Genomic DNA, 21,516 nt, shown 5'->3' on the forward strand with positions numbered 1-21,516 from the left:
GCCGCCATGTCCCGTCCCCTGCTCCATCTCAACCACGGTCATCTATCCGCCACGCTGTCCGGACTGGTCCTGCTCGGCGTTCTGAGCCCGGCCACTGCCCAAACCGCCGTGCCCGACTGGTCGGCCTGCGCCAAGATCGATGCCGACACGGAACGGCTGGCCTGCTTTGATCGACTGGCCTCGAGCGGACCGGTAGCGATCGAGAACGACACCACCAAGAACGACACCGCGAAACCCGGGGCATGGGAACCGTCACCCAGCAGCACGCAGGAAACACCTGTCGCCGACTCTGGGATGGAGGACAATGAGACCATCCCGCTGATCAACGAGTCCGAGCCGGTTGCCCTGGAGCGACGACTGCAGTCCGAGCAGTCGGGCGAGCGCAATCCGTTCGTGATGCGCAGCTACAAGCCCAACTACATCATGCCGGCGACCTACACGCCGACCGACCTGTCGCGTGACGTGTACGACTTCGAGCCACAGCACGCCGAGACCAAGTTCCAGCTCTCGTTCCAGTTCGACTGGTTCGAGGACCCGTTCGGCCCCAATACCGCGCTGTATTTCGGCTACACGCAACTGTCGCTCTGGCAGACCTACAACACCAAGCTGCTGGGCGAGGAGCAGGATGCCTCCTCCCCGTTTCGCGAGACCAACTACGAGCCGGAGGTGGGCCTGACCATCGACACGGACTTCTCGCTGGCCGGTCTGACCTTCAAGCGCAATCGACTCTCGCTGATCCATACCTCCAACGGCCAGGGCGGCGAGCGGTCGCGCAGCTGGAACCGGCTCGCCGCCAGCACCTCCTTCGGCCGCGGCAACTTCGCCGGCCGGCTGCGCGCCTGGTACCGGCTGCCCGAGGCCGACGAGGACGAGAACCCGGACATCACCGACTACATGGGCTATGGCGACCTGCTGCTGGCCTACAAGTGGAACGAGCAGACCATTGCCGCCACACTGCGCAACAACCTCGACTTCGCCAACAACAAGGGTGCGATCCAGGTGGACTACAGCTTCCCGCTGTCCAAGCGCGTCAAGGGCTATGTGCAGTACTTCAATGGCTACGGGGAAAGCCTGATCGACTACAATCGCTCGGTCAGCCGCATCGGCGTGGGCATCGCCCTGACCGATTGGCTTTGATCCACCCGTGTTTGCCCCGTAATTGCCACTGCCCCATGATTTCCACCACCCTGCGCTTCAGCGCCGAGACCGTGATCAACCGGCTCATCGAGCGCGACGCGACGGCGCGCGCCCGCCTGGCCGCCCTGGCGGGGCTGGTGATCGCCGTCGAGATCGAACATCCCCCTCTCACGATCACCATCACGCCCACCACCAAGGGGCTGATGTGGCGCATGGGCGATGACCTCACCCCGGATGCACGCATCCACACCAGCGGCCCGGCATTGCTTGCCGCCCTGCAAAGCGAACACCACTCGGACTCATTGTTCACCGGCGACCTCGCGATCGAGGGCGACGAGCAGGCAGCCACCCGCCTGCTGCGCGCCCTGAGCGAGCTCGACATCGACTGGGCCGACTGGCTGGCCGAGAAGATCGGCGTCTCGGCCGCGGGCGTGATCGAACAGGTCGCCCGCAAGGCACGCCGCACGGCCGCCGAATGGCGCGAGACCCGCCGTATCGAGCAACACGACTACCTCGTCCACGAGGCACGACTCGTCGCCGACGACTTCGACCTGCCGGCGTTCCTGGAAGGGGTGGACGAAACGCGTGCGGCGGTCGAGCGTCTCGAACGACGCATCCAGCGACTCGAGACCGCCGCGCCCCCACACGCCACACCCGCCACCAAGGAGGCCTGATGCGACCCCGACTGCTCTGGCGCCTGGTGGTAATCCAGTTCGTGCTGCTGCGCCACGGTCTCGACGAGATCGTGCTGGCGCTCAAGATCTTCCGCCCGATCCGGTTTCTGAAGTTCGTCTCGCCCTGGTACTGGTTCTCCAACAACCGCCAGCGCACGCGTGGCGAACGGCTGGTCGCGGCACTCGAGGACCTCGGGCCGATCTTCGTCAAGTTCGGCCAGATGCTCTCCACCCGGCGCGACCTGCTGCCGCCGGATCTCGCCGAGGCCCTCTCGGCCCTGCAGGATCGGGTCCGCCCCTTCCCCGCCGAAATCGCCCGCCAGCGCATCGAGGCGGCCCTCGGCGCCTCGGTCACCGAGCATTTCGCCCGCTTCGAGGCCGAACCGCTGGCCTCGGCCTCCATCGCCCAGGTGCATGCCGCCACCCTGGACGACGGCCAGGAGGTGATCGTCAAGATCACCCGGCCCGGCATTCACCGGCGCATCCGCAGTGATCTCGAGATCCTCTACACCGTGGCGCGGCTGGCGGAGCGCTACTGGTCGGAAGGCCCGCGCCTGCACCCGGTGGAGGTGGTCACCGAATTCGACAAGACGTTGATGAACGAGCTCGACCTGCAGCGCGAGGCGGCCAACGCCGCCGAATTGAAGCGCCAGTTCGAGGGCTCACCGATGCTCTACGTGCCGGCGGTCTACTGGGACTGGTGCCGCACGGACGTGCTGGTCCAGGAGCGTATCCACGGCATTCCGATCGCGCGCACCGATCTCTTGCGCGCGGCGAACGTCAACATGCAGCGGCTGGCCGAACGCGGCGTGGAGGTGTTCTTCACCCAGGTGTTCAAGCACAATTTCTTCCACGCCGACATGCACCCGGGCAACATCTTCGTCGACGCGAGCGACCCGGAGCAGCCGCGTTACATGGCGGTGGACTTCGGCATCGTCGGCTCGCTGATGCCCGAGGACCAGCGCTATCTGGCCGAGAACTTCCACGCCTTCTTCAACCGCGACTACCGCCGCGTGGCCGAGCTGCACGTCGAGTCCGGCTGGGTGCCGAACACGACGAGGGTCGAGGAGTTCGAGGCGGCCATCCGCACGGTCTGCGAGCCGATCTTCCAGAAGCCGTTGCGCGAAATCTCCTTCGGCCACTTCCTGCTGCGTCTGTTCCAGGTCGCGCGCCAGTTCGACATGGAGGTCCAGCCGCAACTGGTCCTGCTGCAGAAGACCCTGCTCGCCATCGAGGGGCTGGGCCGGGAGCTCTACCCGGACCTCGACCTGTGGCAGACCGCCAAGCCGTTCATCGAACGCTGGATGCGCGAGCGCATCGGCCCCAAGGCCTTCCTCGAACGCTTCAAGGACGAGCTGCCCTACCTCAACCAGCACCTCTCCGAACTGCCGCGCCTGTCCATCCAGGCCATGCAGCAGGTCCACCGCCAGTCAGACCTCCTGGAAGGGCAGCAGCGGGAACTGGCATCACTGCGCCACGAGGCCCACCGTGACCGCTTCCGCAACCGCCTGACGCTCATCGGTGCGCTGCTGCTGGTGGTGTTCCTCGCCACGCAGGGCGCGCGCATCGAGCAGGAAGGCCTCATGGCCTTGTCGTGGATCGGTTGGGCGGAACTCGTGGGTGCCGTCGGCTTTCTCTTCGCCGGCTTGCGGCGCTGAACGCTGGACGAGAGGGTCGGCAGGGCGGTCTCGGCGTTCATCCCCGGCGAGGGCAGGCCACCTGCTCGATCTTGCCATCGCGGCTAAAGCCGCTCCTACGCGCTCCCTCTTCCGGCATCTAGCGGATAGCCTTGAGCTTCCAAACAAAAACCCCCGCAGCCATCGGCGACGGGGGTTTTTTGGTTCCGCGAGGGCGGATGGGTCAGTCGTTGCCCATCAGCTGCTCGAGGATGGCCGGGTTCTCCAGGGTGGAGGTATCGCCTTCCGGCGGCTCGCCCTTGGCGATGCCGCGCAGCAGGCGGCGCATGATCTTGCCCGAGCGGGTCTTGGGCAGGTTGTCGCCGAAGCGGATGTCGTCCGGCTTGGCGATCGGCCCGATCTGCTCGGTGACCCAGTCGCGCAGGGTCTTGACCATGGCCTCGGCGGCTTCGCCCTGCGGGCGGTCGCCCTTGACCACGACGAAGGCGACGATCGACTCGCCCTTCACGTCGTGCGGACGGCCCACCACGGCGGCCTCGGCGACGTCCGGGTGCGCCACCAGCGCCGACTCGACTTCCATGGTGCCCAGGCGGTGGCCCGAGACGTTGATGACGTCGTCGATGCGACCCATGATCCAGATGTAGCCATCCTGATCACGACGCGCGGAGTCACCCGCCAGATAGTAGCCCGGCAGGTTGTCCGGGAAGTAGGTGCGCTTGAAGCGCTCGTCGTCGCCCCAGATGGTGCGCAGCATCGACGGCCACGGCTTCTTGATCACCAGGTTGCCACCGCTCTCGGTCGGCACCTTCTTGCCGTGATCGTCGACCACGTCGGCCATGATGCCCGGCAGCGGCAGGGTGCAGGAGCCCGGCACCAGGTCGATCGCGCCCGGGATCGGGGCGATGGCGTGGGCGCCGGTCTCGGTCTGCCACCAGGTGTCGGTGATCGGGCAACGACCGCCGCCGATGACCTGGTGGTACCAGACCCAGGCCTCGGGGTTGATCGGCTCGCCGACCGTACCCAGCAGACGCAGGCTCGAGAGATCGTACTTGTTCGGCACCTCGTCGCCGAGCTTCATCAAGGCACGGATGGCGGTCGGCGCGGTGTAGAAGACACTCACCTTGTGGCGCTCGACCATGTCCCAGAAGCGGCCGCCGTCCGGGTAGGTCGGCACGCCCTCGAAGACCACCTGGGTGACGCCCAGCGCCAGCGGGCCGTAGGTGACGTAGGTGTGGCCGGTGATCCAGCCGACGTCCGCCGTGCACCAGTAGACGTCGTCGTCGTTGAGATCGAAGACCCAGGAACAGGTCATCGCCGCGTTGACGAGGTAACCGCCCGAGGAGTGCACGATGCCCTTGGGCTTGCCGGTCGAGCCGGAGGTGTAGAGGATGAACAGCGGGTGCTCGGCCTCGACCATGACGGGCTCGCACTCGGCCGGCTGACCGTCGATGGCCTCGGCCCAGGTCATCTCCTTTGCGCTGGAGGTGCCGGTGGCCACGCCGCCGATGTGCTCGAGCATGATGACGGTCTCGACCGACGGGCAGCCGTGCTCGAGCGCCTTGTCGACCTGGCCCTTGAGGGTGACCTTCTTGCCGCCACGCATGTTGCCGTCGGCGGTGATCACCAGCTTGGCCTCGGTGTCGTTGATCCGATCGCGCAGCGCCTCGGCGGAGAAGCCGCCGAAGACCACCGAATGGATCGCCCCGATGCGTGCGCAAGCCAGCATGGCCACCGTCGCGTCGGGGATCATCGGCAGGTAGATGACGACGCGATCGCCCTTCTCGATGCCCTGCGCCTTGAGCGCGTTGGCGAATTTCGCCACGCGGTCATGCAGTTCCTGGTAGGAAATGTGGGTGACGGTGCCGTCGTCCGACTCGCCGATGATGGCGGTCTTGTCGGCCTTGGCCGGCAGATGGCGGTCGATGCAGTTGACCGACACGTTGAGCCGCCCGTCGGCAAACCACTTGAAGAACGGGGCGTTCGAGTCGTCCAGCGTCTGGGTGAACGGGGTGTCCCAGGTAACGAACTCGCGCGCGAGCCGCGCCCAGAAGCCCTCGAAATCGCGCTCGGCCTCGGCGACCAGCGCGTCGAAGGCCGCCCGCGACCCGATTCTCGCCCGGTCCGAGAATTCCGGCGACGGCGAGAAGACGCGGTTCTCGCTCAGAATGGACTCGAGGTTATCCATAAAGACTCCATCGGTATTCGTGAATCGGTAGTCATGGCGCCCGCACACGGGCAGGCGCCGCCCCGGACCGAACGAGGTCGACCCAAGGGCCCGGGGCAATCGCACGGCGCAAGATTAGCAAAATTCGCCGCGGGGCTGGGAAACGCCACGCCAGTAGGCCGTCAACTTAGCGCGTGATTCCTGAACGCATCCCCAAGTTTTGCTGCCAAGTGATTGCCGGGAAAGGGTTTCGACGAGACGAAAACCAGTTATGCACAGAAGCTGTGGACAACCTCGTGGAAAACGCGCCGACAACCTCCCCGGACAACGCCCCATCAGGCAGTTGCGCGAATTGCGTATTTTTTGACCAGCACCAACCCACCCCGAACGCGGAATATATAACTGTTTGTTATTAAAACCTTTCTCTCACACCCGCCCCGCGAGACCACTTTCCCTGACAAAGCCCTTGGCGCGTCGCCGGTGGCTGTGATAAGCGGCGCCCCAAGCCGGACTGATTGTGGATAAAAAAGTGGAAAACCCGTCGGAAAAGTGGGGAATCCATCCGGTTTCATCGCCAGATCAAGCGGTTCGCTCCCGGTGGAACCCCGGCACGATTCGAAGACGCTCCTGGCTGACCAGTTTATTCGCGATTCGGGTGTCGCGCCGCCGACGGGCCGAGAGCCGTCACCAAGGGCGATAAACCTTGGCCCGGCCAAGGGGAAACACCCAGCAAGGGCATACCGCCCAGGCCCATGTAGACGACTCGCTAATATCGAGTCGCGCCGCGTTTCCTTGGAACCGAACTCTCCCCGCATAATGGAGGCATGACCCCGAGACACCGCCAGGCACAAGCATGCAGGACGACGAACTGATCACGGCCTTTGTCGAGGCGCTGTGGCTGGAGGAGAACCTGGCCGAGAACAGCCGGGCGGCCTATCGCCGCGACCTCGAACTGGCCGCGCGTCGGCTGTCGGGGGACGAAGCCACCGACGAGAGCCGTGCCCTGGTCGTGGCGAGCGGCGAGGCCCTCAACCGCCTGCTCGGCGAGCGGCTCAGCGAGGGGGCCGCTCCGCGCTCGGTGGCGCGCATGCGCTCGGCCCTGCGCCGGTTCTATGCCTGGGCAAACCGCGAGGGCCTGATCCAGCCCAATCCGGCCGCCGACCTGCCGGCACCTCGTCGCCCGCGCAGCCTGCCCACCGACCTGAGCGAGGCGGACGTCGAGGCCCTGCTCGATGCCCCCGATACTGCCAGCCCACTGGGACTGCGCGACCGGGCCATGCTGGAGACCCTCTACGCCACCGGCCTGCGGGTCTCGGAGCTCGTCAACCTGACGCTCAACGAGATCCATCTGGCCCACGGCCTGGCACGCATCACCGGCAAGGGCGGGCGCGAGCGTCTGGTGCCGATCGGCGACGAGGCGATCGACTGGCTGCGACGCTACCTCGGCGAGGCGCGCCCAGCGTTATTGGGCGAGCGCCAAGTCAACGCGGTCTTCGTCACCAACCGGGCCGCGCCGTTGACCCGTCAGGCCTTCTGGTACCGGCTCAAGCACCACGCCCGCCACGCGGGGCTGGCACGCCTGCCCTCGCCCCACACCCTGCGCCATGCCTTCGCCACCCACCTGCTCAACCATGGCGCCGACCTGCGGGCCCTGCAGATGCTGCTGGGCCACGCGGATCTGTCCACCACCCAGATCTACACGCACGTTGCCACCGCTCGACTGCAGGCGCTGCACGCCGAGCACCACCCGCGCGGATGACGATGTCTCGGACCGCCCCGCCTGGAAAATCCCGGGCGCCCACGGTGGACGATCTGGATTCAACCCAGCCCCCGGTGGTGTCACAATGCCCGGTTGATGGAACCCGGACGGCCCTCGAGCATCCAATTCGATCCGTCCGACCCCATATCCGGACACGACCATACAAACCCAGGTTGATTACACGATGCGAAACACAGGCTTTCCCCTAGCCACCCGCCGCGGCCTGACGGCCCTGCCCCTTGCCATCGCCATGAGCATGGGGGCGACCGCGGCCGTGGCCGCCGACCCGGCCAGTGACAAGGACGCGATCACCGCCAGCATCCAGAAGCACATGCCGGGCGTGCCGATCGACTCGATCGAGGAAACCCCCGCCCAGGGCATCTACGAGCTCAACTCCAATGGCCAGATCGCCTACGTCACCGCCGATGGCAAATACCTGATCGCCGGCGACCTGATCGACGTGGAGAACCGGCAGAACCTCACCCAGGGAAAGCAGGACGCCCAGCGACTCGCGACCCTCGAGGACATCGGCGAGGAGCGCAAGCTGGTCTATCCCGCCGAGGGCGAGACCAAGCACGCGATCACCATCCTCACCGACCCGACCTGCCCGTTCTGCGACAAGTTGCACAAGGAACTGCCCAAGCTGCGCGAGGCCGGCGTCGAGGTCACCTACATCCTCACCCCGCGCCAGGGACCGGGCTCCAAGGGTTTCGAGCTGTCCTCCAAGGTGGCATGCGCCGACGACCCGAAGGAGGCCCTGGAGCGGGCCATGAAGGGCAACTCGGTTGATGCCGAGGCCTGCCGCAACGACATGATCGAGGAAAACATGGCCCTGTCCAGCCGTCTCGGCATGAGCGGCACGCCCTACACGATCCTGCCCAATGGCGCGGCCATGCCCGGCTACCGTCCGGCCAACGTGATGCTGCAAGCGATCGAGAAAAGCGGCGGCTAACCAACCCACCCCTCTCGACGACAGACAGGCCCCGCGCCCCCTCGGCGCGGGGTTTTTGTTTGTGGCTCCGCACACGAATCGCTCCGGATCGTGGCGACGCATCCGTCGTCAAGCCATTGACGATCCGGCGACCCTCGAGTGTCCACACCTCGCGCAAACCCCGCCCCGCCAACACGCCTCGCCTCCGGCACGATTCTGGCTAGACATGCCCTGACACGCGGCGACGTGGACGAAATGTCACGCGCTTCGCTAAAGTCGGGCGCCTCCCGACCGATAGAACGACACAAGAAGATCGAGATCCCGTCACGAACACGCCCACCAGTCATTACGAAGGCGGCGTGTCGGCGTTGACGACGGGCAACTCGAGCCACCACAGGAGCATTGCCACCACCATGACGATCAAGGCCAAACTCATCCTGCTCGTGGTCCTTGCCGGCGCCGCCACGGTCGGCACCAGCCTGTTCGGCATCTACGCCGAGCTCAAGGGGCACGAGCTCGCCGAGAAGAACCACGAATTGCGCATCATGCCGATTGACCACGTCGGCACGTCGGTGCAACTGCTCAACCAGATGACCACCCAGTCGCTGCTGGCGCTGCAACACGATCCGGAAGGCCGAACCGCGGCGATGCATGCCCACGGCATCGACCAGCACATGGACATCATCCGCAACAACTTGACGGCGCTGGAGGAGGTCAACGCCAAGATCGCCGCGATCGAACATCGCCAGGCCGAATCCAACGAGGCCCAGCAGGCGCTGTTCGCCACCCAGGAGGAATTGGTCAACGTCGCCTTCCGGCCGCTGATCGAGAAACTCGAGGAGGGCAACTACGTCGGCGCCCAGGCCCTGCTGATCCTCACCCTCACCGAGGTACTGCCGCGCTTCGAGGAGGCGGCAAGCACCTACGAGGGCATCCTGCGCGACAACATGGAGGAAGAGCTTGCCCGCACCAGCGAGCGTGTCGAGCAGGACGTATTGATTTCGATCGGCATCACGTTAATCAATGTGCTGATCATCATCGCGATCGCGGCCTGGATCATCCATGGCGTCACCCGCGGACTGAAGGCGGCCGACCGGTTTGCCACCAACTTCGCCGAGGGCAACCTCAACGAGCCGGTGACGCTCGACAGCCGTGACGAGATCGCCGAGATCATCACGCACATGAACACCGCGCGCGAATCGCTGCGCGAGACCCTCAAGCGCATCGGCGAGGCCTCCGAGCAACTGGCCTCGGCGGCCGAGGAAACCTCGGCGGTCTCCGAGCAGACCGATCGTGGCGTGGCGCGCCAGATGCAGGAAATCGAGCAGGTCGCCGCGGCCATGAACCAGATGACCGCTACCGTCGAGGACGTCGCCCGCAATGCCTCGGATGCCTCCAGCAGCGCTCAGGCGGCCAATGATTCGGCCAAGCACGGCCAGACCATCCTCGGCAACGCCGTCAACGCGGTGGGCATCCTGTCCGACGAGATCCGCCAGTCCTCCGAGACCATCGACTCGCTCAAGGCCGAGTCCGAGGAAATCGGCAAGGTGCTCGACGTGATCGGTGCGATCGCCGACCAGACCAACCTGCTGGCGCTGAACGCGGCGATCGAAGCGGCCCGCGCCGGCGAGCACGGTCGCGGCTTCGCCGTGGTCGCCGAGGAAGTGCGGGCGCTGGCCTCGCGCACCCAGGGCTCCACCGAGGAAATCCACGGCATGATCGACCGGCTGCAATCGCGTTCGACCGCCGCAGTGGCGGCGATGCAGCGCGCCCACAACCAGGTCGATCACAGCACCCAGGCCATGTCGGAGACCGAGGCGGCCCTGGGCGAGATCGCCAACGGGGTCAACGGCATCAACGACCTCAATTTCCAGATCGCCAGCGCCGCCGAGGAGCAGAGCGCCGTGGCCGAGGAGGTCAATCGCAACGTGCAGACCATCTCGCAGATCAGCGAGGAATCGGCACAGGGCGCCACCCAGACCAAGACCGCCTCGGCCGAGCTTGCCCGACTCGCCGAGGAACTGCAGGCGCGGCTGGCCGGTTTCAAGCTGTAGCCTCCGCCGTCGCGAACGCCGAAACGTAACGACCCGCCTCACGGCGGGTCTTTTTCGTGACGTTTGCCTCGCAGGATGACAACAAGCCGCGTGATGGACGATGGACATGCTGCAGCCACCACACCGAACGGCTAGTCTTGAGCCCTTTGCCACCACTCCGACGATCAGGCACCCCATGCAATCAGACGCCCATCCCAACCGCTCGCCGATCGTCCTGATCGGCTACGGCGATATCGCGCGACGACTCGCCCATCGACTGACCGACCACGACCTCATCGCGGTGAGCCGCCATCAGGCAGAACGCCCCGAGGGCCATCGCGGCGAATGGCGTGCCGTTGCGGTCGACCTGGACCGCGAGGATCACCTCCCCGCCGAGGTCGCACCGAACGACGCAATCTGGATCTACCTGGCGCCACCCCCGCGTGAAGGCCAGACCGACCCGCGCCTGACACACTGGTTGCGCGAGGCCGCGAACCCACCGACGGGCCTCGTCTACATCAGCACCACCGGCGTCTACGGGGATCGGGGCGGCCACTGGGTGGACGAGACGACACCACCGGCTCCGGCCCATGATCGAGGGCACCGGCGCCTGGACGCGGAAACCCAGTGTCACGCCTACGCGCAGACACACGGGATTCCACACTGCAATCTGCGCGTGACCGGCATTTACGCCTGCGACCGCCTGCCTGTCGAGAAGGTGCGTCGAGGCACCCCCGTGCCAACCGGCCCCGAAGCGCCCTGGTCCAACCGCATCCACGCCGACGACCTGGTCGACATCCTGCGCCTGCTGATCGATCGTATCGAGACTGGGCACCCCGTCACCGGCACCTTCAATGTCTCCGACAACCACCCTACCCCGGTAAACGTCACCTACCGCCAGATCGCGGCCCACTTCGGCCTGCCACAACCGCCGGAGGCCTCGCTGGCCAGCATCCTCGAGCAGGCCAGCCCCATGGCCCGAGAATTCCTCACCGAGTCACGGCGCGTGGACGCCAGCGCCATTCAACGCGCCCTCGGATGGCATCCCCGCTACCCCACCCTGGCCGCGGCTTTGGCAGATTGCCCGCGAAATCTCTCCTAAAGGGGTCAGAACTATTTTCTGGCAGGACGGCCGGGTGGCCGGGGAGCAACCGTTCGACCAACCCTGTCGGCCATCCGACGCTGAAAATCCTCGGTGCCAGCGACGGCCGACTGTTCGGTCGCCCGACGGAGAAGATTAAGATCGCCACCCGGAATGGCAGCGGAGAACAATTCACGATATTTCTCTTGCCGCCTCTCCGGCGTTGACGCCAGGCTCAGATAACGCTCGTGCGGCACGACCAGGTCATCAAAGGCGCCAAAGGCGTTGCTGGCGTAGCTTGACCATGGATATTCGCCGGGAGCCGCCACCATGCGTGCGCGGACCGGATTGAGTTCGATGTAGCGATAACACGTCAGCAAATACCGCTCCGATCCCACCAGCCCCGCCTTGAATCGCCCTTCCCACAACGTCCCGCTCCGGCGGTACTTGCGATTGATCTTCAGCACATACTGACGCCCGACGGATTGCATCGTCCGGGACAACCCCTCGGCCGAATCCGGCGTGACCAGCAGGTGGACATGGTTGGTCATCAGAACGTAGGCATGAACCGACACACCGAACTCCTCGCCCGCCAGACGAAGGCACTCGAGGTAAAGCTGGAAATCGGACTCATCGAAGAAGGTCTGCTGACGATTGTTACCGCGCTGAACCACATGCTGTGGCACACCGGGCACGAACAGCCGGGGCTTTCGGGGCATGACGACGTCCTTGTCGTGGCATGAATAAATTGGTTGGTCGCCAAAGACTAGCGAACCAGGATGCCGGAAAACAAATCACAAAAGGGTTCTGACCCCTTTTCGGAAAAGGGTTCTGACCCCTTTTTCCCGCGCAGGATCGGCGGCATCGGCAAAGCTTTACGGTATGCCATCGCGACGTGTATCAACCCTCACAGACCCGGCCGACGAGAACCCCGATGCGTCAAACGAAGGCCAAAGCCTTTCGCCTTGTTTACCCGACCCAGGCACGAAATGACGGACACGTCGCATCGCCATAAATATCGTGCAAAACCCGCTTAACTTAGCGCCATTCGGTTCTGACCCCTTTTCCTGACCCCTATTCCATTAAAAAAGGCGCCCGAAGGCGCCTTTTTGGTTCCGTTCAATCTCAGGATTGATTAGAACTTGTGGACAACACCCACGGAGAATGCGTTGCTGTCTTCTACAGTACCGCGGTCGAAGGCTTGTTCGACCTGTGCGGAGTGACCAGTCTTGTAACCAAGCAGGTAACCGTTGCCTGTTGCGTCAGCCTCCATGGAAGCATATACAGCGTAGACGCTGGTCTGCTTGCTCAGCTTGTAGTCGTAACCGACGGCCCACAGGTCTGCACCGGTGTCTTCGTTGCCAGCACCCGATACGTCGTCAGCAGTGTAGTACTGAGCCTTCAGGGTGTGCTTGCCTGCGAAGGTGTAACCGGCACCCAGACCCCATACGTCCTGGTCGCCATTTTCCGGGCTAGCCGTGATCACGTCGGCGTTCTGGTACAGACCAACGATCTTGAAGCCGCCGATCTTGTAGCCAGCACCAATACGGTAGGCTTCCATGTCGCCGGCGTCGCTGTTGTGCTGCTCCCAGGCACCGTCCAGCATGAAGCCGGCGATTTCGTAACCCGCGCTGATGCTGTAGGCGTCTTCGTTGTTGTTTACGTCATTATCCATGTCGGAAACGTAAGCAGCTTTGGCTTGGAAACCGCCCATATCCGGAGTCATGTAGGCAACGGTACTGTTAGTGCGCGCATCCCAGTCGTTGTCGCCAGACAGGGCCTTGCCGCGGGTGATGGCGCGGGCGTCGGCAACCGTATCTTTGAACAAATCGTACTTACGACCGACCATCTTCATCGGGGTGTCGTGACGACCGGCAATGAGAGTACCCCAGCTGTCACCGGTGAAGCCGACAAAGGTGTTACGCGGCCCGCCGATGCCTTCGCCGTCGGCGCCCCAGTCGACCTGTTCTTCCCACTGGTAGATCAGGGACAGGTTGTCGGCGATATCTTCCTTACCCTTGATACCAATACGGGAAGAGTTGGACCCGAGGCTGTAATCACGATCGTTGAGGTTATCACCATCAAAGAAGTCGTAAGACGCGTGGATCTTGCCGTACAGGGTGGTGTCGGCCATAGCAGCTGCCGGAGCGGCAACAGCGGCAGCAACTGCCATTGCGATGATGTTCTTTTTCATCGGTTCCATCTCCAATGTGGTTGTGAGATTTCCAAATTTCCCCGGCATCATGCGGTGCGTTTGGCCAGGTACGCGGCCAATACTAGTCAGATGGGATGCGCTGACAACCCCTCGGGGGCCGGTTTGCAACAAACGGGGGTTTTTCTGTTGCATGGGTGCAACAAGGCGGCTCCGGAGCATGAGGTGAGAGGTCAGATAGGAGAGGTCAGAGGACGGGGCGGTCGGGGTTGGAGCTGGTTGGCGTGCCTGCCACCACCTGACCTCTGATCTCTGACTTCTTATGTCTTCCGTCTTGATCGGGCATCGCGGCTAAAGCCGCTCCTACGCTCTTTTCCGGCTTCCGGCGATCAGCTACCCGCTTTCTTCAACACGTCAAACCCGCCCTGGTCCGCGTGGTAGGACGAGCGCACCATCGGGCCGGCGGCGACGTGGGTGAAGCCGAGCGCCTCGGCCTGGCGGCCGAGCTCGGCGAAGTGCTCGGGGGAGACGAAGCGCTTGACCGGCAGGTGGTGGACGGAGGGCTGCAGGTACTGGCCAAGGGTGAGCATGTCGACGCCGTGGTCGCGCATGTCCTGCAATTCGCGCATCAGCTGCTCGTCGGTCTCGCCCAACCCCAGCATCAGCCCGGACTTGGTGGGCACGTCGGGGCAGCGACGTTTCATCTCGGCGAGCAGGTCGAGCGAGCCCTGGTAGCTCGCGCCCGGTCGGGCGGCCCGGTAGAGCTCCGGGACGGTCTCGAGATTGTGGTTGAACACGTCCGGCGGCTCGGCGCCGAGGATGTCGATGGCCTTTTCCACCCGGCCACGGAAGTCGGGGGTCAGTATCTCGACGATCAGTCCGGGGTTGACCTCGCGCAAGGCGCGGATCACATCGGCGAAGTGTTGCGCGCCGCCGTCGCGCAGGTCATCGCGATCGACCGAGGTGATCACGACGTACTTCAGCCCCATGGCGCGCACGGTCTCGGCCAGTCGGGCCGGCTCCTCGGGATCGACCGGGCGCGGCTTGCCGTGGGCCACGTCGCAGAACGGACACCGGCGCGTGCAGATGTCGCCAAGGATCATGAAGGTGGCGGTGCCGTTGTTGAAACACTCGCCCAGGTTGGGGCAGTTGGCCTCCTCGCAGACGGTGTTCAGCCCCTGCTCGCGCACCACGCGCTTGAGGCGCTGAACCTCCGCCCCGCCCTGCGGCCGGGCGCGAATCCAGCTGGGCTTGCGCATCGGCTCGCTGGGCTCGATCTTGACCGGGATGCGCGAGACCTTGTCGGAGGAGCGCATTTCCCGGGTGGGCGCATCGGGCTTGACGGCGTTGTACGAGGCGTCGGTCATGGTTGGGTCTCCGGCTGGGTCTCCAGCGTGTGCGAGGCGCAACGGGCATCGTGGATCGCGGAGTTGCACTCCGCGTTGGCGAGTACAACTCGCCGCTCCAAAAACGGGGCGGTCGCGTTAGCGGATATCGCGCCTGAAGGCGCTCTTACGGCGTTGATGACCTGGCCAGGCCGGCGGTCAGCTCGCCGGCGATGTCGGGCAGGGACCCGGTCTCGCCGAGCAGGCGCTTGACGTCGGTGACGGCCAGCCCCTGGTAGCCGCAGGGGTTGATCCGGGCGAATGGAGCCAGGTCCATGTCGATATTGAACGACAGGCCATGATAACAGCGCCCCTGTCGGATTTTCAGGCCGAGGGCGGCGATCTTGGCGTGATCGACGTACACGCCGGGGGCATCCGATCGGCGCGCGGCGAGCACGTCCCGCGCCGCCAACCAGTCGATCACGACCTGCTCTAGCCGATGGACCCAGTCGCGCGGCCCCAGGCCGGCGCGGCGCAGATCGACCAACGTGTACAACACCAACTGGCCCGGGCCGTGATACGTCACCTGCCCGCCGCGGTCGGTCGGGATGACCGGAATGTGGCCGGGACTCAGCAGGTGCTCCGGCCGACCCGCCAGCCCCTGGGTGAACACGGGCGGGTGGGTCAGGGCCCAGAAGGCATCCGGGCTCTCGGTTGACCGTTTCGCCGTGTAACGCCGCATGGCCGCCCAGGTGGCGCGGTAGTCGCGCCGTTCGCCTAGCCAATGGAAATCGGGGGAGATAGACATGAGAAGTCAGGTATAAGAGGTCAGAGGACGGAACGGCCACCCTCTGACCTCGTCCGTCTGACTTCTGATTTCTCTCTGATCCGGGCATTGAGCCCGGATCAGAGGCACATCTTCACGTCCGGGTGCGCGGTGATCGCGCGGTAGACGTCGTCGATCTGTTTCCGGGAGGTGGCGGTGAAGGTGACGGTCAGGCCGACGAAGTTGCCCTTGCCGCTGGCGCGCTGTTTCCAGGCGGACTCGGGCAGGCCGGGCACGACGCCGTCGACGGCCTGTTTGATGTCGTTGATGAAGGCATCGGTGGCCGGGCCCATGACCTTGATCGGGAATTCACTCGGAAAGTCGATCAGGGTCTCGCGCTCGAGCGCCGCCTCGTCCTCGGCCGCCGTGGGCTTGGCGTTGGGATCGCAGGCGGTCAATTGCCCATCGGGTCGAGCCTCGAGGGGGTCATTGCCTTTCCCGTTCGGGGAAGAATCGTCGGTCATCGCGAGCTCCGTTGCGGGTGTTTGAGTGCCTGGAAATGCTGATCGAGTTGCCGGGTAACCGGGCCAGCCCGACCCGCGTGCGCGCCCGAGCCGACCGGCTGGCCGTCGATCTCGACCACCGGCCAGAGATCCTTGGTCGAACTGGTCAGGAACACCTCGTCGGCCTCGCGCAGGGCGCTGATCGTGATGAACGATTCGTCCACCTCGACCAGCCGCTCGTCGCGCACCAGGTCGAGCAACAGCCCGCGGGTGATGCCGGCAAGGATGCGCGTCCCGGTCGGCGCGGTGACCAGCCGCCCGTTGACCACGGCGAACAGGTTGGTCGCCGCCCCTTCCATCACCAGCCCGTCACGCACCAGCACCGCCTCGTCACAGCCCTGCTCGAGGGCCTGCTGGCGCGCCATGGTGTTGGGCAGCAGGTTGATGCTCTTGATGTCGCAACGCGCCCAGCGCGCATCGGGCAACGTGATCACGCGCGCGCCGCCGGCGATCGCACCGATCGGCGAGACGGTGGCCATCACGCCCGGAGACACCTCGTCACCCGGCCAGGCATGGTCACGTTTTGCCGGCGCGCCGCGCGTCACCTGCAGGTAGATGGCGGCATCGGGGGCGTCGATGCCGGCGAGCAGCCGGTCGAAGATGGCCTGCCAGTCATCACGTCCCAACGGCTCGGCGATGCCGATCGCCTCGAGGCTGCGCGACAGGCGCGCCATGTGCTCGTCGAGACCGAACAGCCGACCGGCGAAGGCCGGGATTACCTCGTAGACGCCGTCGCCGAACAGGTAGCCACGATCGAGCACCGACACGCGCGCCGTGTCGGTATCGCACCACTCACCGTTGAGATAGACCGGCCGTGACTTGCTTGTCACAAGAGCACCTCGACAAACGGCATCGGGTCGATCATCAGTTATCCCACCAGAGCCAGAAACTATCGGTCGCCTGCTTGACCAGGCCGCCCTCCGGATTGTCCGACAGGGCGACCACCGGTCGCTCGGCGATGGCCTGCTCGCCCAGGCGCACCACCAGCGAGCCGACGGCATCGCCCTGGTTCAGCGGCGCGGTCAGCTCGCCGTCGAGCTTGAGGCTGATGGCCAGGTCGTCGCGCTGATTCTTGGGCACCAGCACCGAGAGATCCTGGCGCAGCCCGACCGGGGTCTGGTCCATCTCGCCCTTGTAGACGCGCGGACTGGCGAGTGTCTCGCCACCCGAGCGCACATCGACGGTCTCGAAGTGCCTGAAGCCGTAGTTGAGCAGGGCCTCGGCCTGGTTGTTGCGCGCCTCGTCGCTGTCGGTGCCCAGCACCACGGCGATCAGGCGCATGCCGTCGCGCGCCCCGGAGGTGGCCAGGCAGTAGCCGGCCGCCTCGGTATGACCGGTCTTGCCGCCGTCGACCCACTCGTTGCGAAACAGGAGCTTTTCGCGGTTGTACTGCTTGATGCCGCCATAGGTGTAGGACTTCTGGCGGAAATACTTGTAGAGGTCCGGGAACTCGTGGATCAGCTGCGAGAGCAGGGTCGCGATGTCGCGCGCGGACATCCGGTGTCCCTCGGCCGGCCAGCCGGTGGGGTTCTCGAAGTGGGTCTCGTCCATCCCGAGGCGCTCGGCGGTGGCGTTCATCTGCGCGACGAACGAGTCCTCGTTACCACCGATGTACTCGGCAAGCGCGGTGGCGGCATCGTTACCCGACTGCACGATCATGCCCTGCAGCAACGCCTCGACGGTGACCTGCGTGCCCACCTCGATGAACATGCGCGACCCGCCCATGCGCCAGGCCTTCTCGCTGACCGTCACCTGGTCGTCGAGGGCGATATTGCCGCTCTTGATCGCCTGGAAGGCAAGGTAGGCCGTCATCAGCTTGGTGATACTCGCCGGCGGCACGGGCCGGTCGGCGTCGCGCTCGACGATCACCTGCTCGGTGGCGTAGTCGAGCAGCACGTAGGAACGCGCCGAGAGATCGGGCGCGCCCGGCGTGGGCAGCGCGGCATACGTGCTTGTTGCCACCAGGGAAAGCAGGGTCGTCGCCAGCAGGCCGGCAAACCAGCCGCCTCGCCATGTCGTGGACAAGGCCTTGATCATTTCTTCACCACCATCGTTGTTTCGTGAAAGCCGAGTTGTCGCAGGCGCTCGCGCACGTCATCGAACTCGTCGGCCGAGGCGAGCGGGCCGACGCGCACCCGGGTCCAGCCGCCGGCCGACTGGCTGACCGTCGAGAGCCCCGCGCGACGCAGGCGCGCACCGATTTCCTCGGCATTGTCCGCGTCGCGGAAGGCGCCCACCTGGACGAAGACATTCTCGCCCCAGCGGGCATTGGGCATCGCGCGACCGGAACGGTTCCCCGACGAGGCGGAATTCCGGGTCGCGGTGCGCGTGTCGTCGGGACCGACCACCTCGATCTCGACCGGCACGGTGCCCTTGCCGGTCATCTCGATCTTGTGCGCCGCGGCGTAGGACAGGTCGATGATCCGCCCGTCGACGAACGGGCCGCGATCGTTGACCCGCACCACCACGCTCTTGCCGTTGTCGAGGTTGGTCACCCGGACGTAGGTCGGCAGGCGCAGCGACTTGTGCGCCGCGGTCATCTTGTACATGTCGTAAGGCTCGCCCGACGAGGTCAGCCGCCCGTGGAATTTATTGCCGTACCAGGAGGCAAGACCGCGCTCGCGAAAGCCCGTGTTGCTGGCCAGCACCGTGTAGCGCTTGCCCAGCACGGAATAGCTGTCGGGGTTGCCGCGGCTCGAGTAGGGCTCGTCGCGGGGGACGGCATCGCGGGTGGCCGCCCGATCCGGAGACGGACCGCTGGCACAACCGGCCAGCAACAGCGTGCCGACTAGCGCGACGACCGCCGCGCCGGTCAGCCGGTGGCGCCCGATGGATGCGGCCTCAGCCCGCATCGGCCTCGTCGTGCGCCGCGCCGGTGGCGAGATCGGCCGCTTCGACGGCCTCTTCGATTGCCTGGGCCAGCTGCCAGACGGCGGTCGCGTAGAGCACGCTGTGATTGTACCGGGTGATGACATAGAAATTGTTGAGTCCCACGTGATAGGCGACGTCATCGCCATCGGTGAGCGTAAACAGCATCACCTCGAAGTCGTCGGGCACCGGCGCGTCGTCCGGCACGACCACGCCGCGCTTGCGCAGCTCGGCCAGGGTGGTCTTGGGCGCGAGATCACGCGCCCGGTTGAGCAGGTCGTCGACCTCGGCACCGTTGATGTCCACCTCGAACATCACGGGTTCGCCCTGCCCCCAGCCATGCTCGACGAAGTAGTTGGCCACGCTGGCGAAGACGTCGTGGTGGCTGTCCCACAGGTCACGGTCGCCGTCACCATCGCCGTCGACCGCGTAGTGCCGGTAGCTCGACGGGATGAACTGCGGCAATCCCATCGCCCCGGCGTAACTGCCCTCGGCCTTGTCCATGGAGATGCCTTCCTCGCCGGCCAGGCGAATGAAGTCGACCAGCTGGCCGCGGAAAAATTCCCCGCGGCGCGGGTAATCGAAGCCCAGCGTGGCCAGCGCGTCGATGACGCGATAGCCGCCGGTGATGCGCCCGTAATAGGTCTCCACGCCGATGATGGCGGTGATCACGTAGGGCGAGACGCCATAGGTCGAGGCGACCTCGTCGAGCAGAGCGCGGTGCTCCTGCATGAAGACCGCGCCGCGCTCGATCCGCTTGTCCGTGAGAAAGATGGGCCTGTACTCGCCCCAGGTCTTGGACTCGGCCGGGCGAGTGATGGCGTCGATGATCTTCTGCTGGTAGGCGGCATCGCCCAGCCAGGCCTCGATCTGCTCGCGCGGGACCCCGGTCTCGCCGACCGCCTCGTCGATGAACGCCTGCACCGGTTCGCGGTCGAGGTAATCGCCGGCCTGCGCGCTGCCGACAGCGAGGAAAGCGGCGGCCAGAACGCCTTGCGTGGCGCGGTTCAAAGCGTGTGTCATTAAGGAACCTCTCGATGAGTTGGCAACGTCTCTGGCAGCCGGGCTATTTCGCGATCCGGGCACCGCAGCGCCGGCGGGTAACGGTCCGCCGAGGGCGGCAACACCAAGCGGGAGCAAGCCCGGCTGCCCCAGCGGGCGGGCCGCCAAGGACCCACCTGCGGCGTTGCCGCCCTTGTGAAGGACTCGGCCCTTCACTACGGACGGCGTCTTGCATCTGGGCCCTTGGCGACCCGCAGAGACATCGCCAAATCATCGAGCGGCCCCTAACGATCGTGCCCCAGGAAACTGCGTTGCGTGCGGATGCTCATCAGCATACCCAAACCCACCATGATGGTCACCAGCGCGGTGCCGCCGTAGCTCATCAGCGGCAGGGGCGCACCGACCACCGGCAACAGCCCCAGCACCATGCCGGCATTGACCAGCACGTAGACCATGAAGGTCATCGAGATCGAGGCCGCCAGCAGCCGCCCCTCGACCGACTCGGCGTGTTCGGCGATCCACAGCCCGCGCCAGATGACGGCGAGATACAAGAGGAACAGCACCAGCAGCCCCATCAGGCCAAACTCCTCGGCGTAGACCGCGAGGATGAAATCCGTGGTTCCCTCGGGCAGGAAGTCGAGGTGCGACTGGGTGCCCTGCAACCAGCCCTTGCCCCAGACACCGCCTGAACCGATCGCGATCATCGACTGGATGGTGTGGTACCCGGCGCCGAGCGGGTCGCTGGCCGGGTCGAGCAGGGTCAGCACGCGCTCCTTCTGGTAGGCGTGCATGACGAAGAACCACATCACCGGCATCGCGGCGGTGGCCAGCGCCAGAAAGCCGCCGATGTACCACCAGGACAGGCCGGCGAAGAACAGCACGAACAGCCCCGAGGCCATGATCAGGAGCGACGAGCCCAGGTCCGGCTGGCCGGCGATCAGGACGGTGGGGATGCCCACCGCAAGCATCGCGACCACCACGTCTAGCGGTCGCGGCGGCAGGGGGCGACGGGCGAGGAACCAGGCGATCATCATCGGCATGGCCACCTTCATCAGCTCGGCCGGCTGGAAGCGGATCACGCCCAGATCGAGCCAGCGCTTTGCCCCGCCACCCATGTCGCCCACCAGCCAGACGGCGACCAGCATCAGCACCACCGCGGCATAGAGCCAGGGTGCGACGGCGAAAAACCAGCGCTGCGGGATCTGCGCAATCAGCAGCATGAGCCCGAAGCCCAGGCCGAGGCGCACGATGCTGCGCTCGACCCAGGCATCGCTCTGCTCGGCAGCCGAGTAGCCGGCCACCACGCCGATCATGGCGATCAGCGCGACGAAGAACAGCAGCACCGGGTCGAGCTTGAACACAGAGCGCAGCGTGGCCCCGAGCCGGTCGCCCAGGCGGATGGGTTGCAGACGGTCAACGGCCAT

Annotated in this window: 18 protein-coding genes; 7 read left to right on the top strand and 11 right to left on the bottom strand. The window is 65.4% G+C overall.

Annotated elements, in window-relative coordinates:
* The first annotated feature begins 6 nt into the window (after nucleotides 1-6).
* The 3 genes from LV475_RS09940 to ubiB are packed head-to-tail and all read left to right on the top strand — an operon-like array spanning nucleotide 7 to nucleotide 3,469.
* Complete coding sequence (locus tag LV475_RS09940; protein WP_169303570.1) at nucleotides 7-1,137, top strand: phospholipase A; 1,131 nt, start codon at nucleotides 7-9, stop codon at nucleotides 1,135-1,137.
* A 35-nt stretch (nucleotides 1,138-1,172) separates the two neighbouring features.
* A complete protein-coding gene (locus LV475_RS09945) occupies nucleotides 1,173-1,811 on the top strand; it encodes a ubiquinone biosynthesis accessory factor UbiJ (RefSeq protein WP_136866721.1) in 639 nt (212 codons plus the stop codon).
* Nucleotides 1,811-3,469 carry a ubiquinone biosynthesis regulatory protein kinase UbiB gene (gene ubiB / locus LV475_RS09950; RefSeq protein WP_136866722.1) on the top strand — a complete coding sequence of 553 codons (1,659 nt, stop codon included), beginning with the start codon at nucleotides 1,811-1,813 and terminating at the stop codon, nucleotides 3,467-3,469. The genes LV475_RS09945 and ubiB overlap by 1 nt, the downstream gene beginning before the upstream one ends.
* 202 nt (nucleotides 3,470-3,671) lie before the next feature.
* On the opposite strand, the gene acs is transcribed toward ubiB, so the two are convergent.
* The gene (acs, locus tag LV475_RS09955) at nucleotides 3,672-5,633 is read right to left on the bottom strand and encodes an acetate--CoA ligase (protein ID WP_250106225.1); all 1,962 of its coding nucleotides are present in this window, start codon (nucleotides 5,631-5,633) and stop codon (nucleotides 3,672-3,674) included.
* 832 nt (nucleotides 5,634-6,465) lie between these two features.
* Here acs and xerD point away from each other — a divergent pair.
* The 4 genes from xerD (at nucleotide 6,466) to LV475_RS09975 (ending at nucleotide 11,437) form a co-directional block, all read left to right on the top strand.
* A complete protein-coding gene (xerD, locus tag LV475_RS09960; RefSeq protein WP_250106226.1) occupies nucleotides 6,466-7,371 on the top strand; it encodes a site-specific tyrosine recombinase XerD in 906 nt (301 codons plus the stop codon).
* Nucleotides 7,372-7,555: 184 nt separating this feature from the next.
* Nucleotides 7,556-8,323: a DsbC family protein gene (locus LV475_RS09965; RefSeq protein ID WP_250106227.1), complete on the top strand. Its 768-nt coding sequence runs from the start codon at nucleotides 7,556-7,558 to the stop codon at nucleotides 8,321-8,323.
* Nucleotides 8,324-8,715: 392 nt separating this feature from the next.
* Complete coding sequence (locus LV475_RS09970) at nucleotides 8,716-10,356, top strand: methyl-accepting chemotaxis protein (RefSeq protein ID WP_156227651.1); 1,641 nt, start codon at nucleotides 8,716-8,718, stop codon at nucleotides 10,354-10,356.
* A 175-nt stretch (nucleotides 10,357-10,531) separates the two neighbouring features.
* On the top strand, nucleotides 10,532-11,437 hold the full coding sequence (locus LV475_RS09975; protein ID WP_169303571.1) for an NAD-dependent epimerase/dehydratase family protein: 906 nt from the start codon (nucleotides 10,532-10,534) through the stop codon (nucleotides 11,435-11,437).
* An 11-nt stretch (nucleotides 11,438-11,448) separates the two neighbouring features.
* Here LV475_RS09975 and LV475_RS09980 read toward each other — a convergent pair whose 3' ends face one another.
* The 10 genes from LV475_RS09980 to rodA form a co-directional block, all read right to left on the bottom strand.
* Complete coding sequence (locus LV475_RS09980) at nucleotides 11,449-12,135, bottom strand: transposase (RefSeq protein WP_136866728.1); 687 nt, start codon at nucleotides 12,133-12,135, stop codon at nucleotides 11,449-11,451.
* A gap of 416 nt (nucleotides 12,136-12,551) precedes the next feature.
* Entirely contained in the window at nucleotides 12,552-13,610 is a 1,059-nt protein-coding gene (locus LV475_RS09985; RefSeq protein ID WP_250106228.1) for a porin, read from the bottom strand.
* Between the two features lie 347 nt (nucleotides 13,611-13,957).
* Complete coding sequence (gene lipA, locus LV475_RS09990) at nucleotides 13,958-14,935, bottom strand: lipoyl synthase (RefSeq protein ID WP_250106229.1); 978 nt, start codon at nucleotides 14,933-14,935, stop codon at nucleotides 13,958-13,960.
* A gap of 145 nt (nucleotides 14,936-15,080) precedes the next feature.
* Nucleotides 15,081-15,701 carry a lipoyl(octanoyl) transferase LipB gene (gene lipB, locus LV475_RS09995; protein ID WP_284047306.1) on the bottom strand — a complete coding sequence of 207 codons (621 nt, stop codon included), beginning with the start codon at nucleotides 15,699-15,701 and terminating at the stop codon, nucleotides 15,081-15,083.
* A gap of 98 nt (nucleotides 15,702-15,799) precedes the next feature.
* The gene (locus LV475_RS10000; RefSeq protein WP_250106230.1) at nucleotides 15,800-16,183 is read right to left on the bottom strand and encodes a YbeD family protein; all 384 of its coding nucleotides are present in this window, start codon (nucleotides 16,181-16,183) and stop codon (nucleotides 15,800-15,802) included.
* Complete coding sequence (locus LV475_RS10005) at nucleotides 16,180-17,052, bottom strand: aminotransferase class IV (protein ID WP_250106231.1); 873 nt, start codon at nucleotides 17,050-17,052, stop codon at nucleotides 16,180-16,182. Before LV475_RS10005 ends, LV475_RS10000 begins: the two co-directional genes overlap by 4 nt.
* 34 nt (nucleotides 17,053-17,086) lie before the next feature.
* Entirely contained in the window at nucleotides 17,087-18,259 is a 1,173-nt protein-coding gene (locus LV475_RS10010) for a D-alanyl-D-alanine carboxypeptidase family protein (RefSeq protein ID WP_250106232.1), read from the bottom strand.
* Entirely contained in the window at nucleotides 18,256-19,074 is an 819-nt protein-coding gene (locus LV475_RS10015) for a septal ring lytic transglycosylase RlpA family protein (protein WP_250106233.1), read from the bottom strand. Before LV475_RS10015 ends, LV475_RS10010 begins: the two co-directional genes overlap by 4 nt.
* Nucleotides 19,064-20,113 carry a lytic murein transglycosylase B gene (mltB, locus tag LV475_RS10020; RefSeq protein ID WP_250106234.1) on the bottom strand — a complete coding sequence of 350 codons (1,050 nt, stop codon included), beginning with the start codon at nucleotides 20,111-20,113 and terminating at the stop codon, nucleotides 19,064-19,066. The genes LV475_RS10015 and mltB overlap by 11 nt, the downstream gene beginning before the upstream one ends.
* Before the next feature lie 263 nt (nucleotides 20,114-20,376).
* Entirely contained in the window at nucleotides 20,377-21,516 is a 1,140-nt protein-coding gene (gene rodA / locus LV475_RS10025) for a rod shape-determining protein RodA (RefSeq protein ID WP_250106235.1), read from the bottom strand.

Source organism: Guyparkeria hydrothermalis (assembly GCF_023555375.1).
Taxonomy (GTDB): domain Bacteria; phylum Pseudomonadota; class Gammaproteobacteria; order Halothiobacillales; family Halothiobacillaceae; genus Guyparkeria; species Guyparkeria hydrothermalis.